The organism is Nonlabens marinus S1-08, assembly GCF_000831385.1.
Lineage (GTDB): Bacteria > Bacteroidota > Bacteroidia > Flavobacteriales > Flavobacteriaceae > Nonlabens > Nonlabens marinus.
Window position 1 is genome coordinate 2,244,285 of the sequence record NZ_AP014548.1, and the last position, 17,796, is coordinate 2,262,080.

Below are 17,796 nucleotides of genomic sequence, written 5' to 3' on the forward strand. Positions count from 1 at the left end.
AATTGAACCTCTAAAATGCGACATATTAAGTCAGTTGCAAAGATATTTTTAATAATATTGAACACGCTACATACTTATCAACAAATTCACTGATTTTTCAAATAAATACTATGTTTAAACAACTACTCACAGCTTCTTTTCTAATCGGCTGCCTTACAATTGGAAAGGCACAAACTGACACAGAGCGTCAGCAAATTATTTCTACTTATGATGAAGGAAAAATAGCGACGGCCAAAGCTTACTTAGAAAATATGGCTGAAAAAAATCGAGCGGAAGTACAAGAATACTTAGCACTAAACCCATCCATACAAAAAACACGTGTTTCAAATGGTGAGTTCGTATGGCTTGAACGTATCGATAGGTATGGGAATCCAGTGTTTATTTCTACTACTAATTTTAATGGGGGATTGACCATTGGGGTGAACCATTTACATAGTGGTGGAAGTCTAGGGCTAAATATTGAAGGACAAGGAATAAATGCTGGGTTGTGGGATGGCGGTTACGCAAGATCCACTCATGCTGAGTTCAATGATAGGGTGACCTTTGGAGAAACCGAAAAGGCCGTAAGTGATCATGGAACACATGTAGGCGGGACCATGATAAGTAGAGGAAATAACACACAGCTTAAAGGTATGGCTCCAAGAGGAACTATAGTTTCTTATCGATTCGATGATGATGTATCAGAAATGTTCAATGAAGCTGCTGCAGGATTATTACTATCCAACCATAGCTATGGTCGCTTGGTGGATGAGTCGACTCCTGTCGCTGTGTTTGGAAAATATGAGGAAACCGCTACAAGTTTTGATTTTGTAACTAATTTATATCCATATTACTTACCTGTGGTAAGTGCAGGTAATGACCGTAATGACGGTTATAACCTTTTAGATAATGGATATGATATACTTACTGATAGAACGCTTTCTAAAAACTCGATGACAGTAGGAGCAGTAGAAGGTATTTTTGCATATTCAGGACCTTCTAGTGTAAAAATGTCAAGTTTTAGTTCTTGGGGACCTACTGATGATGGTCGCATCAAGCCTGATTTAGTAGCAAAAGGAGTTAGCGTTACTAGTTTAGGAAATGATTCTGACACATCGACGGCAACAATGAGTGGAACGTCCATGTCATCCCCTATGGTAACTGGTGGGCTTATGTTGCTTCATCAACTTTTCAATCAACAAGAAGGTAAATTCATGAGGTCAGCTACAGTGAAAGGATTGGCACTGCTCACAACTAAAGAGGCTGGAGATAACCCAGGTCCAGATTACAGGTTTGGTTGGGGACTTCTTGATGTTGAGGCGGCGGCAAAAATGATCTTAGCAAACAATCAGTCCAGTACTATTCTAGAAAGAAGCCTTTCTTCTGGCGGGTCTTATCAAGCTGCTTTTTCTACAAAGGGCTCAAATACGTTATCATTTGCTTTGTCTTGGACTGATCAACCAGGACAGGCACCTAGTGACGCGGAAGATGACCCGACACCGATACTTGTTAATGATTTGGACATTAAAGTAACTGCAGCAGATGGCACGGAATACTTTCCTTATAAACTTGATGTGAATAATCCTGAGGCAGCTGCCACCACTGGTATCAATAATGTAGACAATATTGAAATTATAAAAATAAACGCACCCGCAGGCGATTATACGGTAAGTGTAACTCATAAAGGAAGTTTGTTAGGATCGCAAGCCTATTCCCTATTGGTCAATGGTGCTACACCTAAAACAGCATCCTCTAGAAGAGATCAGATAACCTCATTAAGCATGTTTCCAAATCCTGCAACAAACCAATTCAACATCACTTTTAGTGAGCCTTTGAATGGCGCTAAGATTTTAGTAAACATCTATAATTCTATAGGTCAAGAAGTATTGACTAAGCAATTTGATAATTCAGGAAACTTCAATCAAGCGATCGACATTGCTGGATTATCTAGTGGAATGTACCTTGTAAAAATAGGAGACGGTAATGTTTCTTCCACCCGAAAGTTGATCGTGAGATAAGATTACTTTAGAACCTCAAATTAAAAAGGCTGCCCAGATGGGCAGCCTTTTTAATTCTGTCAAAATGAAATCTTAATAGACTTCTAAAATTTTTTGAGTTTGATCATTATAAGTAAAAGTATCTCCTTCTTTTAAATCTTTCATTGCTTTGAAAATTGGGGCTTCTTTAGAAATAGCATAAATTTTATCTATCTCTTCCCTCATGGGTAGCTCACCCATTGCGATACTAATCAACAGAGTTTTGTCTTGTAATTTTACGATGGCACCTTCTTGTACGGTTTGTTTGCCGCCATGAAAATCCATATTGCTCAAGGTCAATAACATATCTTCATGTTCCTCTCTCAGCTGGGCATGACGTTCAAAATCTCCTAAGAGCTCTCCTTGACTGTCGTCATTGTCATAACCATGCTTCGTTTCATTAGACTCGATACTTTCGTTGATCTCATCTAGTTTTTCTTTGTGCACAGCAATACGTTCTCTTATTTCCTTTTTACAAGCGGCCACGGCAGCTAGTTTCAAATCTTTCATAGCTTGGTTTTAGAGTGCTAAAGATACAAGGCTGCAGCTCTAAAATAGGATGGCTTAATTAAAATTTAGCATTCGGTTAGAGGTCAATGGCCGGACGCTCAAATAACTGAATACTGCTTATCAAACGCTCGCGTACGATATTCATCATGCGCTTATTGAGAGCGCTAGAATTTTCGATATAGGTTTGATATTCATTTAAAGTAAACATACCTATCATGATTCCCTTCAAACTATTGCGGAATTTCTGATCTCTATTGACAGCATTTTCAATGTAGTCTGTTCGCTTAACGACATTGAGACCATAAAAAACATTTTTATGTTTTTTGATGTAGTTTCTGAAAACTTCCACTAGCAAATCGTGTTGAAGTTTAGCCACAGGTCGCAAGGTGCGGTTCTGGAATTGCTCATCAGCGCTCATGGTGTCGTTGATTTTAGCGCTAGGTATATCTGGCCTCAGCGCTACTAGGTATTCGTCTCTATTTTCCATGAGTTGATGTTTCTTAAATGTAATGATGATGTGGGTTTTTACGCTTTCGCGAAAGCGTAGGTTCTCAACAACCTTATCAACACGGTAGGATTAGTTAAACCATTGCAAAGGCTTGCCGCACGCTGGCTCTCGAATTGTATTTTTAAAAGAAAAAGATGATCACCACAATAAATCCATACACAGGCCTAGAATTAGAATCTTATAACGAAGACAGCGTCAAGCAAATTGAAGACAAACTAAAGATTGCTGATGTTGCATTTAAAGAATGGAGAACCACTGACTTTGTCCTCAGGTCTAAATTAATTAAAAAAGTGGGGGTTATGCTTAAAAGTAACTCTAAGGTGTATGCCCGACAAATGGCACTGGAAATGGGCAAGCCTATCTCTCAGGGAATATCAGAAGTTGAAAAATGCGCCTGGCTCTGTGATTATTATGCTGAGAAAGCTCCAGGATTTTTAGAGCAAGAAAATTTTGAAACAGATTATCACAAATCTTATGTGAGTTATGAACCAATAGGGGTGGTGCTTGCCGTGATGCCCTGGAATTACCCGTTTTGGCAAGTCATGCGATTTATTGTTCCAGCATTAATGGCTGGAAATGTAGGTGTTTTAAAACACTCCAGTAGCGTTATGGGATGCGCCGTCATGCTACAAGATCTTTTCCAAGAGGCTGGTTTTCCAGCGGGCTGCTTGACTAGTTTAATTATAGGTAGCGACCCGATTGAAAAAATCATTAAAAACCCAATAATTAAAGCGGTTACTCTGACAGGGTCTAAACCTGCTGGAAGTGCTGTTGCATCTGTTGCGGGTAGTGAAATTAAAAAGTCAGTACTGGAATTGGGAGGAAGTAATGCACTAGTTGTTTTTGATGATGTGGATATAGATAGTGCGGTGGATACTTGTTTGAGTGCTAGATTTCAAAACACAGGTCAAAGTTGTATTGCTGGTAAAAGACTTTTATTGCAAGAAGGAATTGCTGGAGTCTTTTTAAACAAACTAACCCAAAAATTAACAGAACTGAAATCTGGTGACCCTTTAAGTGAAGATACGTATATAGGAGTCATGGCTAGAGCAGATCTTGCAGAAGGGTTGGAAGAAACAATGACTAAATCCCTAAATATGGGAGCCAAATTGCACATAGGAGGAAAACGAAATCAAGCCTATTTTGAACCTACTATTCTAACGAGTGTTACCAGTGATATGCCTGTATTTAAGGAAGAGACCTTTGGACCCTTGCTGTCGGTCACCACTTTTAAAACAGAGGAAGAAGCTGTGGATCTGGTGAATCAATCTGATTTTGGACTAGGAGTTAGTCTTTTTTCACAAAACATCGACCGATTGGAAAAATTAGCTCCGCATTTTGATGATGGTGCTGTGTTTATCAATGAGAAGGTAAGCAGTCATCCTAACTTACCTTTTGGTGGTACTGGAATTTCAGGTTATGGTCGCGAATTATCTAGATTTGGGATTAGGGAATTTGTAAATATTAAGACGGTAGTGGTTAATAAATATTAATCAAATCAGGAATGTCTTCCTAGGGGATGTTTTTTCATCCTTTTTTCAAGAAAAACCATTGTAATCCTATAATAGATATACTGTTATTAAATGCTCCTTTTTGGAGCATTTTTTTTGCCTCGTCCTTTTTGATCCTTACCAATTCAATGTCCTCTTTCTCCTCTGTTTTCCCACCTTCTTTCGTGACCTGTTGTGAAGAGTTTACCTGGGCATAATAAATAGTGATCTGTTCAGAACATCCACCTGGTGAAGGAAAGTAGGTCATTACTTTTTCTAGGTCTTGGATTTCAAAACCTATCTCTTCCTTTACTTCTCGTCTAGCCGCAACTTGCCCTTCTTCATCACCGTCTATAGATCCGGCGACTAACTCCAGCATCCACGGGTTGTTCCTTCTAGCACTAGGATATCTAAATTGGCGAGTGAATAGAAAGGAATCTGTATCCTTTTCATAGATCAATACTGCGACAGAGTCTCCACGTTCCAAACATTCTCTAGTGGCATGGATAGAATCTCCATTATGGACAGCCTCATGGATTACATCTGCTCTAAGCACTTTCAAAAATCCAGAGTAGGCAATTTTTTCATTTTCTATTTCAAACTTCATCTTTAATTTATTTGATGTCTAAGATAATTCCCAAAACGTTTTACAAATCTATCATAGCCTTGTAACTTAGTAAGCTCAATATTTTTCTATGAACAAAAAAATTATTTTAGCTGCGTTTTTAACAGGAACGCTCGCGTTATCAAGTTGTAAGACTAATAAGACCGCTTCCGCGAAAGCGAGCTCTGAAACGGCTAAGTCTAAGGAAAAAGACAATGGGATGAAACCTTATGCTAAGGTCATCACTAAAGATGCTACAACAGACGAAGGTCTTTTTAAAGTCCATCAGCTGGACGACAAATACTACTACGAGATCCCTAACAATACCTTGAAGAAGGATATGTTGTTAGTCAGTCGTATCGCTCAGATTCCTTCTAACCTGGGTGGTGGGTATATGAACGCCGGTAGTAAAACCAATGAACAAGTAGTGGCATGGGAACGATTTCAAGATAAGATCCTTTTAAAGGTAAAATCCTTCTCTGAGGTTTCTTTAGATTCTGCAGCAGCTATAGGAAACTCTGTTAAGGTGAATAATTACGAGCCTACGTTGTATGCTTTCGATATTTTGGCATTGAATCCTGACTCCACTGCAATTGTGATTGATGTGACTAAATTCTTCAGCTCTGACATTCCAGCATTGAGCGGATTGAGCTCAGGATTGCGTTCCAGTTACAAAGTACGCAATCTAGATAGCGATCGCAGCTTTATTAACTCCATCAAAAGTTTCCCAGAAAACGTAGAGGTAAAACAAGATTTCACTTATAACGCATCTGAGCCGCCATCTAATGGATCTGTAGGTTCTATCAGTCTACAAATGAATCAGTCCATGATCTTGCTTCCTAAAGAGCCTATGATGCCTCGATTGAATGATCCTAGGGTAGGTTTCTTCACGGTAGACCAAATTGATTATTCCAGTAAAGCCTTAAAAGCCGATGAGAAAACCTACATACGTCGTTGGAGATTAGAACCTAAAGACCCTGAAGCCTACGCTCGTGGAGAGTTGGTAGAGCCAGTGAAACCAATTGTCTATTATCTAGACCCAGGAACCCCAGAAAATTTAAAAGAGTACATCAAACAAGGTATCGAAGACTGGCAGATTCCATTTGAAGCGGCTGGATTTAAGAATGCCATCATTGCTAAAGATGCTCCAACAATGGAGGAAGACCCTGAGTTTAGTCCAGAGGACATCAGATACTCTGTAGTTCGTTATGTAGCCAGTACAACTCGCAACGCAGTAGGGCCAAGTGTGAGCGACCCAAGATCTGGAGAAATCATTGAAAGCGATATCATCTGGTATCATAATCACTTGAGGTCTTATAGAAACAGATATTTACTAGAAACAGGAGCGGCTAATCCATCTGCTAGGACATTGGACACGGCACCGGAAGAAATAGGAGAGATGATGCGTCAGGTCATTGCTCATGAGGTAGGTCACGCATTAGGTTTCCCTCACAATATGGCAGCGAGTTTTGCTTATAATGTGGAAGACTATAGAGATGGAGATTTTACTCAAGAAAACGGTATTGCAGCAAGTCTTATGGATTATGCTCGTTACAATTACATCGCACAGCCGGGAGACGAGAACATCCGTTTTGTACGTCAAATGGGACCTTATGATGCCTATGCCGTAAACTGGGGGTATCGTGTGATCCCAGGAGCAACTACTCCTGAGGCTGAAGTTGAGACGCTTAACAAATGGATTATGGAAAAAGCTGGTGATCCTAAGTATAAATTCGGTCGTCAAAGCAGCAGTTTTGACCCACAATCACAGACAGAAGCTATAGGAAATGATCCTGTAAAAGCAAGTTCTTACGGAATCAAAAACTTAAAATATGTTGCTGAAAATCTTCCAGATTGGACTTCAGAAAGCACTAATGATTATGACGATCTAGAAGAGTTGTACGGTGAGATGTTAGGCGTTTGGTCCCGTTACGTAGGTCATGTAGTGACTAATGTAGGAGGAGTAAACGAAGATCTTAAAAAGCCAAATCAAAGTGGCACGGTATACAGCAATGTGGATAAGCAAACGCAGAAAGAATCTGTAGACTGGTTAGTGGACAATGTGTTTGAAACTCCAGAATGGTTGATTGATCCTGCGATTGTACAGAATATTGATTATGCTGGATATGCAGAAACGATGAGAGCGCTTCAAGAGCGTCACCTTACAAATTTATTGAGTCTGGATCGCATAGGTAGATTGCTTAATGCAGAAACTGTAGCGACGGATTACTATAGTGCAGTGGATCTATTTGATGACACTAGAAAAGGTGTTTTCCAACCTAATGGTAAGTTGGATATCTACCAAAGAAACTTGCAACGTGCTTTTGTAGATCACATGAGTTCCCTAATGACGGGAGAAATGCGTCGTGGACGTAGTGGTGGTTATTACGATGTAAATCAAAGCGATGTGCGCTCCATTGTTCGTGGGGAGTTAAAGACCCTTCAATCTACAGTACGCTCTAAAATGCGTGGAACTAGCGATACGATCACGAGATTTCATTATGATGACTTATTGTCTAGAATCGATATGATATTGAATCCAGAAAAATAAGATTGTGCATTATTAAATTAGAAAGCAGGCTGCTGAGGCCTGCTTTTTTGTTTGTAGTAGTTTCGCTTTCGCGAAAGCGAACTATAAAATAATCTTTGCTAGCATTGATAATGTGAATAGTGATCTAGATTCAAGCTATACGCAATGAATATTATTTCTTCACCACCAACTCAATGCGATCCTCCTTGATCAAAACCATCTTTTGCTTGTAAAGGTTTCCAACGGCTTTTTTAAAGGATTTTTTACTCATGTTGAAATGGAAACGCACAGAATCTGGAGAACTCTTATCAGTAACTAAAATATATCCTTGCGGACTTTCTCTAAGTGCATCTAGAATGGTCTGGGAGTCAGTCTCAATGACGTTAAGATAGCCTTGTGGCCTTAGAGAAACATCAATTTTCCCGTCCTCACGTATGTTTTTGATAAACCCGATGCCTTCCATATTCTCTTCCAGCTCGATATAAACATCGTCATGATAAAGCAATCCTTCAAATTCATTTTCTATAAGCACCGTAAAACCTAGCGGCGTTTCTTTTTCAATGATAAGGTGTACTTTATCTCCTACTTTTAAATTCATGGGATGGTGTATTTATTTTTTTTGAAACCTTGTAAAAATACTGGAAGCCAGAGAGGTATGAACTGGGTTCATTCATCATCACGTGCAAATGCTTTTAAATTTGTTCCTCACGATTTAATTGCGATCACGTTTTTACATCGGCTATTTCTAGAATGCAATATGAGGATATTTTTAATTTTATGTGGACAATCAGACTCGTAAAATCAAAGACAAAAATAAGACTTTGGAGATGTAAACTTAGCTTCAAAGTGACTTGGTAAATTTAGATTTTTGCGGCGGTTGACTATTCCTTGTGTTCCCTTTCATCACTACGTTCTACCCAAAGGAAAAACACAAAACCTATACCATATAAGCATACATCTATCACGTCAGCCGTATAGCGATCATTAACTTTAGGAAGTAACCATTCAAAGTAAAGGGCATAAACGATGGTAAGGGCAAAGGCGATCCCAATTGGAATCTGTAGGTTCTGATCACCCTTAATTTGCCTGACTGTATATTGACAAATTTTTAATACAATAGGCATACATAACAAATCATTCAGATAGTTATTTACAAGGTTAGGTATATCTATAGAAAGACGTTGGGCTATAAATATCAATAATGCAATCAGCATAAAAACTGGAAAATAAAAACGTTTAATGGTATAGATAAACATTGGGAAAAATGACACAATTTAGGCTGCTATATATCCGAAAACCAATGCTAAAAAACCACCGATAGCTAATACAATAATCCAAGTGGTATAAAAAAAACGCGCCAGATATCTGATGATAATGTTATCATGGTTTTTTGCATTTTCTAGAAAAAGCGTAAAGGCGCTTTTAGGTTTGGTGGTGCTTGAAATCATCTGTTTTTGAACTGCTCGTTCTTTACGTTCTAGTTCACGCTTCAAGGTATTATTGATAAGGGTGCCGCAGACAGGACAATAATCCTTGTTTAGAGATATTTCACCACAATTGGAACATTTTCTATAGATTGTGTTCGCCATATATGTATTTAAAACAGTGAAGTTGCATCAAAAATGATTTAACTTAATGCGAACACCTTTATCAGGAACGCAAAACTCTAATTTAAGGTTTTCTCAGTTTTCAATTGTTTTAAAATAACTGTGATTTCGTTAAGCTTTTCTGAAAGGGAGAGGGTATAGTCAAAAGCGTACCTGTAAAATGCAAACCGAATTTCTAATAAACCAGCACCGTAAATATTTCTCAATATAAATGTACGAAAGCTAGTTATTTCATTGTTCTCAGTTTACCGCCAGCGGTAAAGCTATAATTCAAAGCCTTAGATTCAAAATTTCACCCTGACCCCTAGGATCGAGGTAGGAGAGAGAGGAAGACACCTAGCTACGGCCGTAAGCAATTGGCCTGAACGGTAGGTGTAAGCTCAGAAACGGACTGGCGTTGACCGATGTTCAGCTTAGAGAACAATATAGCAAAAAGGCGAGAATTTTCGAGAGAAAATTCCGTCGTTATTGCGTTTATACATTGCTACCACACGTTTTATTTTCCGTGTTTCAATATTAATATTTTTCCATTCCACGAATCAAAGACCAACTCAAAAGTTCCACCTTTCATTCCTTTTGGAAGAGTTCCAGTCATTATCCAATAGTCACATATCAAATGAATTTGATATGGCTTTTCATATTGAATTTTTTCTTTTCCATAAAGTTCGAACAAAATATTTTCCGCGTAGTCGATTGCATTTTCTTTTTTAGGAATCAGAGGCGATTCCATTATTTTTCTTTCCGATGTATTTTTCAGAGCGTAATCTAGTAATTGTTCTGCATGTATTAGTTCGTCCGACTTATTTTCAAATTCTTGAGCTTGAAGAATCGTCGAGATTAAAAATCCGATTATTATTAGTCCTATTTTCATTTTTTCTAATGTGTGATAACGGCAAAGGTATGATGCGTGTGAGGCGTTCCCTCACATTTGGCTGTTACCTTGACTTATTTTTGTTTTGTTTGATGAAGATAGTTATTAGATCTTGAATTGTAACCTCGCTTGGAGCATCTTGCACCCGACGAGCACAGCGAATGCACTAGAATAGATCGAAAGTCTTGAAGTTTTGAGGTCTTATGACAGATGGATCATTTGGACAGTGAAAGCATTCGAATTGTCTTGAAATTCAGGCCTTAGATTCAAAATTTCAACTTGTCTCCGACGAGCGAGGTAGGAGCGAGAGGAAGACACCCAGCTAAGGCCTCTGGTAATTATTGACCTGAACGTCTCGACTTTGAGTAGTTGAGAGGGTGTTTACTTGCATTACTTATAGCAATCGTTAGGCAACGTTTTTATTTCCGTAATGCTTAATTTCGTTCAGTTCTGATTCTTTAGATTTTTTCTCTTCTTCGATGTCATAATCATCTTGAAGTCCCAGCCAGAACTTGGCAGAATTTCCAAAATATTTACTCAATCGCAAAGCTGTGTCCGCTGTAATTCGACGGTTTCCTTTTACGATTTCCGAAATTCGAGTTTGCGGAATTTTCAAGTCCTTGGAAAGTCGGTAAGCCGTAATTTCCAATGGCTCAAGAAACTCATAATTCAGGATTTCTCCAGGATGTACATTTGCTAACTTTTCCATTGTATTTTTTTAATGATAATCTATTATTTCGACTTCGCTTGCGTTTCCTTTATCCCAAATGAAGATAATCCTCCATTGTTTGTTAAGCCGAATGCTATAAAATTCATTTAATTTTCCAGTCAGTTTTTCAAGTCTGTTTGAGGGCGGAATTCGCAAATCAGCAATGTCCTGCGAGTTGTTCAACATTCTCAATTTTCGACGTCCAACGTTTTGAACTTCAATCGGCATTTTCTTGACACGTATTCCATTCCAAATTTGTTCGGTCTCTTTCGATCCAAAGGAAACAACCATAGGCTCACTTTACGTTACTAACGCGAAAGGTAAGTATAAAGCTTGTTTTTTGCAAATGTAGGAAAAGGCAAATGTATAATTCGTCTGTGGCATTTCCTCACGTTGGGCTGTTACCTTGCCTTAGTTTGAATTTGATTGATGAAGATAGTTAATGTAATTGAATTGTAGCCTCGCGTTGAGCATTTGGAACGCCTGATGCGCTTTATGCCGTGTTCGTGCCAGTTGGTAGAGGAAGCGATGGCTTATCTAATTACAAACCTAACTAAAGACTAGGCGTTTCACACATTTTCCATTCAGGTCAATTCTCTCGTAAGGTCTTTTTATTGATTAGTTACTCTATTTCTACAGTTTTGACAACATCGTTATATTCTTTTTTCAACTTTTCATTCAGTTTAGTTTTAGATAAAAAATCAATCATAACTATGGCATTTTGATCTTTAACATCCAATATATATCTTGTGATATAAGGTTGCTCAACCTCGCCGATTTCTCTATAGTTAACCCATGTTACTTGATTATTTTGACTGATTTTTTCCACGCCAAATGTAAAATTACTTGGTTCGGACACTGAATCTTTTACGATCGCGCCACTCATTAAAGAATACAAGTAAGCTTCAGAATTCTCGTAGGCAATACTTTTTTCAATAAATATCGCGTTAACATCGCTATCTTTTTCATTAATAAGGATTTTAATCCTAGGGTCATGCACATATTCCTCGTAAACAAAATCTTTTGAAACCTTAATTATTAATGTATTATCATCTAAAGTTATTTCATGCAGCTTTAAGCTATCATTCTTATGGTACGACTGTGAATTACAGGCATATATCGTTAAGTACATAAAGGAAATCAAATATCTTATAAAAAGTGTCATATCAGTCTTTTTATTGGTTCCAAGCGGTCAACACCGTTTGAGAGTATATTTTGGATAACTATTATTAGAATGGAAACGGTTATTAATTTCTTCAATAATGTTTTTTCCTAATGTGTGGTAACGGCAAAAGTATAAAGCGCGTGAGCCGTCCCTTCCTTTCTACGCGCTCTCTTTTTGTGGAATCGTAAAATAAAATGTGCTTCCTTCTCCTGGTGTTGATTCTACCCAAATTTTCCCCTCGTGTAAATCAACGATTTTCTTGCAATGTGCCAGGCCTATACCTGTTCCCTCATAGTGTTTTTCAGTATGCAATCGCTTAAATATACTGAAGATTTCTGAAGGGTTCTCTGTGGATATCCCAATACCGTTGTCTTTCACAGCAAATCGCCAGCCATTGTCTTTCTCAGCAGTTATACTTATCACAGGTGTTATACCAGGTTTTACAAACTTGATGGCATTAATGATTAAATTTTGAAAAAGCGAACTAAGTTCTGTTTCATAGCCATTTAATGTGGGTAATGTCCCGATTTCTATTTGAGCATCAGTCTCTTTGATGGTAGATTCTAAATCTTGTTCCACGGTTTCAACGAGCTTTTGACAGTCTATCTGTGTCACTTCTTTCTTGTTTCCAACCGTGCTGTATTCCAACAAGTCGGTAATTAGATTTTTCATTCTACCAATGGACTGATTGATGAATTTTAGAAACGTGATCGCATGTTCATCTAGTGTTTCTCCATAATCACTCTCTATCATTTTTACCAGCATGGAAATGTTGCTGAGAGGTGATTTTAAATCATGAGATGCGATGTAAGCGAACTCACTTAGCTCCTTATTCTTTTTTTCCAGTTCGTTTTTAGCTTTTTCTAATTCTGTCACGTTTCTAAGCATTACGTACACGTAATTGTCTTGAATGTGGTGTACAGAACACTCATAAGTACCTGCCACCATATGATTGGAGTACTGTACCAAGCCTAAATTGATGGTTTCATGTTCCCGAGCCACCTTTCTATAGGTTTCAATAACATACAAGCCTGCTTCATGCGCATAAGCTTCTGGTGCTACCTCCATGATCTTTTTGCCAAAAACTTCCTCCTTTGTTTTCCTCATCTCATACAAAAGAACTTTGTTCATGAATACATATTGAATGCTTTCGATGTCATCCAGATCTGTTACTTGAAAAATACCTACCCCAACGGGCATATCATCAAATGTTTTAGTCAGAATGTCAATGTTTAAAAGGTTATTCATTCGTAAGCGGATTTTTTAGTACCAGACCCAGTTTCCTTTTGGGACAGACCTAATTTAAAAATTTAATGACGGTTTTTATAATAAAATTAACAATTCAATGAAATTAATCGGCAAATGGTATGTTAGGTATCGAGATACAATACAAAAGCCCATTCTGAAAGGAATGGGCTTTTCAAATAGGCTAGGAGAGTGGTTTATTTCTCTCGTGAATATTTCTCCATATAACGCTCGTACAAGTCTTTTTGGCGGGTGTCCAGTGAGATATCACGACCATCAATAAAAGCACGACTCAGCTTGTTAGTTCTCATGTCCAGCGCATTTCCTTCAGATATGAATAGGGTAGCACTTTTCCCTTGTTCTAGAGAACCATAATCCTTGTCAATACCTAGAATTTTAGCTGGGTTCAAGGTTACCATCATCAAGGCTTTTTCTACATCCAGGCCAAAACCAGAAACCGTTCCTGCATAAAAAGGAACGTTACGCACCTGGTGTCGCTCCATACTTCCTGAATTCTCTAGGGCTACCATCACCCCAGCATCTGCTAATAGTTTTGGAAACTTGTACGGCATGTCATAATCCTCATCATCTCTTGCTGGTAAATCGTGTACACGTCCTGCTAAGACTGGGATTCCTGCGGCTGCGATATCCTTGGCTACGTCTTGAGCCCCTTGAGCTCCTACCAGTACGATGTTGCTGGTCATGTTGTTCGCTTTCGCGAAAGCGATGACATCAAGAACTGCTTTCTCCCCACTTACATGGATGTACATATTAGCTTCACCTGCAAGAACTGGTTGTAATGCCTTCAATTTCAAATCGATTTGATCTGGATTGTCTGTGCTACCGTAGGCCTTGCCTTTATTTAAAAGCTGTTGTAGTTCCTCAACTTCCTCGTCATAATCTTTACTAGGCTCGATAGGGCCATAGTTGGGCCAGGAACCGGATCTTGAAAAGCTACGAGGCCAGTTTACGTGAATACCATCATCGACGCGCACTGCGGCATCCTCCCAGTTCCAGGCATCCATTTGTACCACACTCGACTGTCCAGAAACGCGACCACCACGTGGTGTGATCTGGGCGAGAAGAATGCCGTTAGGTCTCATGGTTTCTACCACACGACTTTCTGCATTGTAAGCAATTAAACTGCGCACATGCGGGTTGTATTCTCCTATCTCGTCCTCGTCATCACTAGCGCCCACTGCATCTACTTCTACCAGTCCTAGAGTGGTGTTAGAAGCAATCATTCCAGGGTAAATATGTCTACCACTGGCATCGATCACCTCACCTTTAGGTGCTGTCAATCGTACCGTGGTAGCGTCTGCTATCATTGTCAATTTTCCATCCTCAAATTCTATTACAGAATTCTCGATCACCTCTCCATTTCCTAAATGGGCGGTACCGTTTATGATGCGCACTGCTGTCGACTGTGCGGGAGCAGGTGCTTGCTGTGCCAGGGCGGTAATGCCGAAGAACAGACTTACTAAACTTATATATTTTTTCATGTTCTTCATTTTTACCATTCTATTGTATCACAATCATAAAGGGTTTTCACGGCTTGTTTAGGTGCCTGTGTTTTAAGACCTTTATTTTTTGCCATGATCATTTCATTAACTAATTGCTGACGCTCTTTTTTAACGGCAGCTCTCATTTGCTCATCTTTCTTTATATCAAAGAATACCGCTCCATCAATCATCGTCATTTGCGCTGTCGCTTGAATATCTAAAGGATTTGTGTTCCAAAGAACTAAATCTGCATCCTTACCTTCTTTGATACTACCAGTACGGTCATCAATGTGAAGTAATTTAGCCGGGTTGAGTGTTACAAACTTCCAAGCTTCTTCCTCGCTCACGTCACCGTATTTGACGGCTTTAGCTGCTTCTTGATTCAGTCTTCTAGACATTTCGGCATCATCACTATTGAATGCTGTTACCACTCCTTGCGAGTGCATGATCGCTCCATTGTAAGGTATGGCATCTAGCACTTCATATTTGTAAGCCCACCAGTCAGAGAAGGTGGAACCACCAGCGCCGTGTTCAGCCATCTTATCAGCCACTTTGTAACCTTCTAAAATATGTGTGAATGTATTGAGAACAAAGCCGTAACGCTCTGCCACTTCCATCATCATGTTGATTTCACTTTGTACATAAGAGTGACAGGAAACATAGCGTTCTCCTTTTAGGATTTCAGAAATGACTTCCATTTCTTCATCATATCTAAAGTCATCAGTACCACGAGATTTGTCATAAGCCTGGCCTCTGGTAAAGTAATCTTCAAATACCTGCTCAACACCCATACGTGTTTGTGGGAAGCGAACTCCGTTATCATATCTAGATTGCTTTACGTTTTCACCTAGTGCAAACTTGATGAACTTAGGAGAGTTGTTATAAATCATCTCATCTGGTTTATAACCCCATTTCAATTTGATGATGGCACTACGCCCACCTATAGGGTTAGCGGAACCATGTAATAGTTGCGAAGTAGTTACACCACCCGCAAGATCACGATATAAGTTGATGTCTTCATGATCGACAACGTCTTCAATAGTAACTTCCGCTGTAGAATTATGTCCAGCTTCGTTGACACCACCATCGATACCTATGTGAGAGTGTTCATCAATGATACCGCTAGTTAAATGCATTCCTGTAGCGTCAATAACTCTAGCACCACCAGCGCCTAGGTTGGAGCCTACTTTTGAAATTTTACCATTTTTGACTAAAACATCTGTGTTTTCTAGAATACCATCCGCTTCATTAGTCCACACCGTGGCGTTCTTGTAAAGAATGGTTTCCGCTACTGGTTTTGTGATAGATCCAAAAGCAACATTAGGATAGGTCAAAGGGCCCATTTCTTTCATGGCCATATCTTCATCCTTGTCCTCATCGTCTTTCTTGTCATCTTCTGACTTTTCATCTGTCGTCGTTTTTCGAGCCGTGAAGTTTCTTTCGGTTCCATCAGCAAGGTAGACTTTACCACTAATCATGGAATTGTCAGGACCTAGCTTTGCGTTCCAGCGGTTATAACTTTTATCAGTAGTGTCTTTTTGGGTGGTGGTTACAGTGATCCAGTCTCCATTTCTAGAAATCTTACTACCTAATTTGGTGCTGTCTTGCTTTACCACAACTGATTTAGAATCACCAGAAATAGTCATCGTGTAGTTTTCACCGTTAAGAGAAGTGGTATAGGTACCGTCTACATTTAGAATGCTGCGGTCTTTTAACTGATGCTTAGATCCCTGAACCCAATTCTCATAGATGTCCGTATCCTTATCAAACAATTCACCGGAAGTAACGATGAAGTTGGCCAGCTTTCCTTTTTCCAGCGTACCAATCATGGCATCTGCTTGAAGCATTTTTGCCGGTACAGTAGTTAAAGCAGCAAGTGCTTGGTCAGCGGTTAAGCCATATTCCATAGCTCTCATCAGTTTTTCCTTAAGATCTCCAGGAGACTTCAACCCATGGGTGGTAATTGCATAATTTATTCCTGCTTTTTGAAGCATCATTGGGTTAGCAGGACCTTGTTTCCAGTCGCGCATGGTAGATAAGTTGATGTACCATTCTTGGTAAGGATTGGTTACATCATAGGCATCTTCAAAATCCATTGGTAGGATCAATTGAGCATTAGTTGCTTTGATATCATCGATCATTTCATAAGCGTCCATTCCACCTACAATGATGAATTGTTTGCCTACGCGATCCCCAAGTTTATCTGCTCTCAGAATATTCTTCTTATCTCCAGCTTCTATGTATTGCACCATGTTCTTGGTATTGTTCAAAGCTTCAAGAGAACGGTCTTTAGTTTTTGATTTTCCTTTAGCATACCAGTCGGCATCAAAATGCGCTTGACGCAATAAAGCTAGCGTCCCCATCAGTGAAGTAGGGTAGGATTGGTTGGTCTGACTGCTGCGGTCAAAGGAGTAATAAGCACCGTTTGAGTTTTTCAAAACTCTGCCAGAATCGTCACCGTTGGTATTTAAGGCAACTAACATTCCAGTACCACGGGCGATACCATCATGCAAGTGGGTTTGAACGGTTCCATAACCGGCTTCCATCATGCTTTTAGCGGCTTTCTCATCGTATTCATAAAAATCGATGGCATTTTGCTCTGGTCTGATGTGATCATTCCAGTAAAAACCTTTGCGGCCTTCATCATACTGCTGTCCACCACGAGATGTTCTGGAAGGTTTTTCCATTCCAAAATCACCATAAGCTTCAATAAAAGAAGGATAAATAAAGGTTCCTGTGGCATCCTCTACAAGAGCATTTTTAGGAATCTTGATGTTTTTGCCTATTTCTACAATTTTGCCATCCTTTATTAGAATGGAGGCGTTTTCAATTTTTTTCCCAGGCGCCGTTATAATCGTGGCATTAGTAATTGCCCGGGAGGCACTACTAACGGCAGATATGTCGTCGTTGTTAGGAAAATACTCTTGGGCATGTGAGGTCATTGCAGCCACCGCCAAGAGTGAAAAAAGTAATTTTTTCATATAAGAGGTTGTTTAAAATCTAAAGATAGGGAAGAGATTTTGAATAATAGGCGTGTTAC

At 39.2% G+C, this 17,796-nt stretch carries 16 protein-coding genes; 3 read left to right on the forward strand and 13 right to left on the reverse strand.

Translation table 11 applies throughout. From position 1 onward, the window contains the following. The first annotated feature begins 110 nt into the window (after positions 1-110). Entirely contained in the window at positions 111-1,997 is a 1,887-nt protein-coding gene (locus NMS_RS10305) for a S8 family serine peptidase (protein WP_052476908.1), read from the forward strand. Positions 1,998-2,069: 72 nt separating this feature from the next. Here NMS_RS10305 and NMS_RS10310 read toward each other — a convergent pair whose 3' ends face one another. Together NMS_RS10310 and NMS_RS10315 are read right to left on the reverse strand one after the other, a co-directional pair. Then, positions 2,070-2,525 carry a hypothetical protein gene (locus NMS_RS10310; protein WP_041496629.1) on the reverse strand — a complete coding sequence of 152 codons (456 nt, stop codon included), beginning with the start codon at positions 2,523-2,525 and terminating at the stop codon, positions 2,070-2,072. Positions 2,526-2,601: 76 nt separating this feature from the next. Continuing rightward, on the reverse strand, positions 2,602-3,012 hold the full coding sequence (locus tag NMS_RS10315; protein WP_041496630.1) for a hypothetical protein: 411 nt from the start codon (positions 3,010-3,012) through the stop codon (positions 2,602-2,604). Positions 3,013-3,167: 155 nt separating this feature from the next. On the opposite strand from NMS_RS10315, the gene NMS_RS10320 reads away from it, so the two are divergent. Beyond that, positions 3,168-4,526: an NAD-dependent succinate-semialdehyde dehydrogenase gene (locus NMS_RS10320; protein WP_041496631.1), complete on the forward strand. Its 1,359-nt coding sequence runs from the start codon at positions 3,168-3,170 to the stop codon at positions 4,524-4,526. A 34-nt stretch (positions 4,527-4,560) separates the two neighbouring features. Here the strand turns inward: NMS_RS10320 and NMS_RS10325 are convergent, their stop codons facing one another. Next, a complete protein-coding gene (locus tag NMS_RS10325; protein WP_041496632.1) occupies positions 4,561-5,130 on the reverse strand; it encodes an NUDIX domain-containing protein in 570 nt (189 codons plus the stop codon). A gap of 88 nt (positions 5,131-5,218) precedes the next feature. Between NMS_RS10325 and NMS_RS10330 the strand changes: the two genes are divergently transcribed. Further along, positions 5,219-7,678 carry a zinc-dependent metalloprotease gene (locus NMS_RS10330; RefSeq protein WP_041496633.1) on the forward strand — a complete coding sequence of 820 codons (2,460 nt, stop codon included), beginning with the start codon at positions 5,219-5,221 and terminating at the stop codon, positions 7,676-7,678. 151 nt (positions 7,679-7,829) lie between these two features. Here NMS_RS10330 and NMS_RS10335 read toward each other — a convergent pair whose 3' ends face one another. The 10 genes from NMS_RS10335 to NMS_RS10380 form a co-directional block, all read right to left on the reverse strand. Then, positions 7,830-8,255, reverse strand: a complete 426-nt coding sequence (locus NMS_RS10335) for a S1 RNA-binding domain-containing protein (protein ID WP_041496634.1) — start codon at positions 8,253-8,255, stop codon at positions 7,830-7,832. Between the two features lie 283 nt (positions 8,256-8,538). Beyond that, a complete protein-coding gene (locus NMS_RS10340) occupies positions 8,539-8,871 on the reverse strand; it encodes a hypothetical protein (protein ID WP_158448997.1) in 333 nt (110 codons plus the stop codon). Positions 8,872-8,931: 60 nt separating this feature from the next. Continuing rightward, positions 8,932-9,150: a hypothetical protein gene (locus NMS_RS10345; RefSeq protein ID WP_148311377.1), complete on the reverse strand. Its 219-nt coding sequence runs from the start codon at positions 9,148-9,150 to the stop codon at positions 8,932-8,934. A 610-nt stretch (positions 9,151-9,760) separates the two neighbouring features. Next, positions 9,761-10,135 (reverse strand): NTF2 fold immunity protein, encoded by a 375-nt coding sequence (locus NMS_RS13540; RefSeq protein ID WP_052476910.1) that lies wholly within the window; start codon positions 10,133-10,135, stop codon positions 9,761-9,763. Positions 10,136-10,541: 406 nt separating this feature from the next. Further along, positions 10,542-10,844: a HigA family addiction module antitoxin gene (locus tag NMS_RS10355; RefSeq protein WP_041496637.1), complete on the reverse strand. Its 303-nt coding sequence runs from the start codon at positions 10,842-10,844 to the stop codon at positions 10,542-10,544. Positions 10,845-10,853: 9 nt separating this feature from the next. Continuing rightward, entirely contained in the window at positions 10,854-11,135 is a 282-nt protein-coding gene (locus NMS_RS10360; protein WP_041496638.1) for a type II toxin-antitoxin system RelE/ParE family toxin, read from the reverse strand. A gap of 331 nt (positions 11,136-11,466) precedes the next feature. Then, positions 11,467-12,009, reverse strand: coding sequence for a hypothetical protein (locus NMS_RS10365; protein ID WP_148311378.1), 543 nt, complete (start codon positions 12,007-12,009; stop codon positions 11,467-11,469). A gap of 159 nt (positions 12,010-12,168) precedes the next feature. After that, positions 12,169-13,257: a sensor histidine kinase gene (locus tag NMS_RS10370; RefSeq protein ID WP_084217695.1), complete on the reverse strand. Its 1,089-nt coding sequence runs from the start codon at positions 13,255-13,257 to the stop codon at positions 12,169-12,171. A 194-nt stretch (positions 13,258-13,451) separates the two neighbouring features. After that, a complete protein-coding gene (locus NMS_RS10375; RefSeq protein WP_231862383.1) occupies positions 13,452-14,756 on the reverse strand; it encodes an amidohydrolase family protein in 1,305 nt (434 codons plus the stop codon). A gap of 11 nt (positions 14,757-14,767) precedes the next feature. Next, positions 14,768-17,737, reverse strand: a complete 2,970-nt coding sequence (locus NMS_RS10380; RefSeq protein WP_041496640.1) for an amidohydrolase family protein — start codon at positions 17,735-17,737, stop codon at positions 14,768-14,770. Positions 17,738-17,796: the final 59 nt, after the last annotated feature.

Bases quoted from the DNA above. Each gene is read 5' to 3' on its own strand.
- NMS_RS13540 (WP_052476910.1), bottom strand. From the start codon at position 10,135: ATGAAAATAGGACTAATAATAATCGGATTTTTAATCTCGACGATTCTT.
- NMS_RS10370 (WP_084217695.1), bottom strand. From the start codon at position 13,257: ATGAATAACCTTTTAAACATTGACATTCTGACTAAAACATTTGATGAT.
- NMS_RS10305 (WP_052476908.1), top strand. From the start codon at position 111: ATGTTTAAACAACTACTCACAGCTTCTTTTCTAATCGGCTGCCTTACA.
- NMS_RS10380 (WP_041496640.1), bottom strand. From the start codon at position 17,737: ATGAAAAAATTACTTTTTTCACTCTTGGCGGTGGCTGCAATGACCTCA.
- NMS_RS10340 (WP_158448997.1), bottom strand. From the start codon at position 8,871: ATGCTGATTGCATTATTGATATTTATAGCCCAACGTCTTTCTATAGAT.
- NMS_RS10355 (WP_041496637.1), bottom strand. From the start codon at position 10,844: ATGGAAAAGTTAGCAAATGTACATCCTGGAGAAATCCTGAATTATGAG.
- NMS_RS10325 (WP_041496632.1), bottom strand. From the start codon at position 5,130: ATGAAGTTTGAAATAGAAAATGAAAAAATTGCCTACTCTGGATTTTTG.
- NMS_RS10320 (WP_041496631.1), top strand. From the start codon at position 3,168: ATGATCACCACAATAAATCCATACACAGGCCTAGAATTAGAATCTTAT.
- NMS_RS10315 (WP_041496630.1), bottom strand. From the start codon at position 3,012: ATGGAAAATAGAGACGAATACCTAGTAGCGCTGAGGCCAGATATACCT.
- NMS_RS10375 (WP_231862383.1), bottom strand. From the start codon at position 14,756: ATGAAAAAATATATAAGTTTAGTAAGTCTGTTCTTCGGCATTACCGCC.
- NMS_RS10360 (WP_041496638.1), bottom strand. From the start codon at position 11,135: ATGGTTGTTTCCTTTGGATCGAAAGAGACCGAACAAATTTGGAATGGA.
- NMS_RS10365 (WP_148311378.1), bottom strand. From the start codon at position 12,009: ATGACACTTTTTATAAGATATTTGATTTCCTTTATGTACTTAACGATA.
- NMS_RS10310 (WP_041496629.1), bottom strand. From the start codon at position 2,525: ATGAAAGATTTGAAACTAGCTGCCGTGGCCGCTTGTAAAAAGGAAATA.
- NMS_RS10330 (WP_041496633.1), top strand. From the start codon at position 5,219: ATGAACAAAAAAATTATTTTAGCTGCGTTTTTAACAGGAACGCTCGCG.
- NMS_RS10335 (WP_041496634.1), bottom strand. From the start codon at position 8,255: ATGAATTTAAAAGTAGGAGATAAAGTACACCTTATCATTGAAAAAGAA.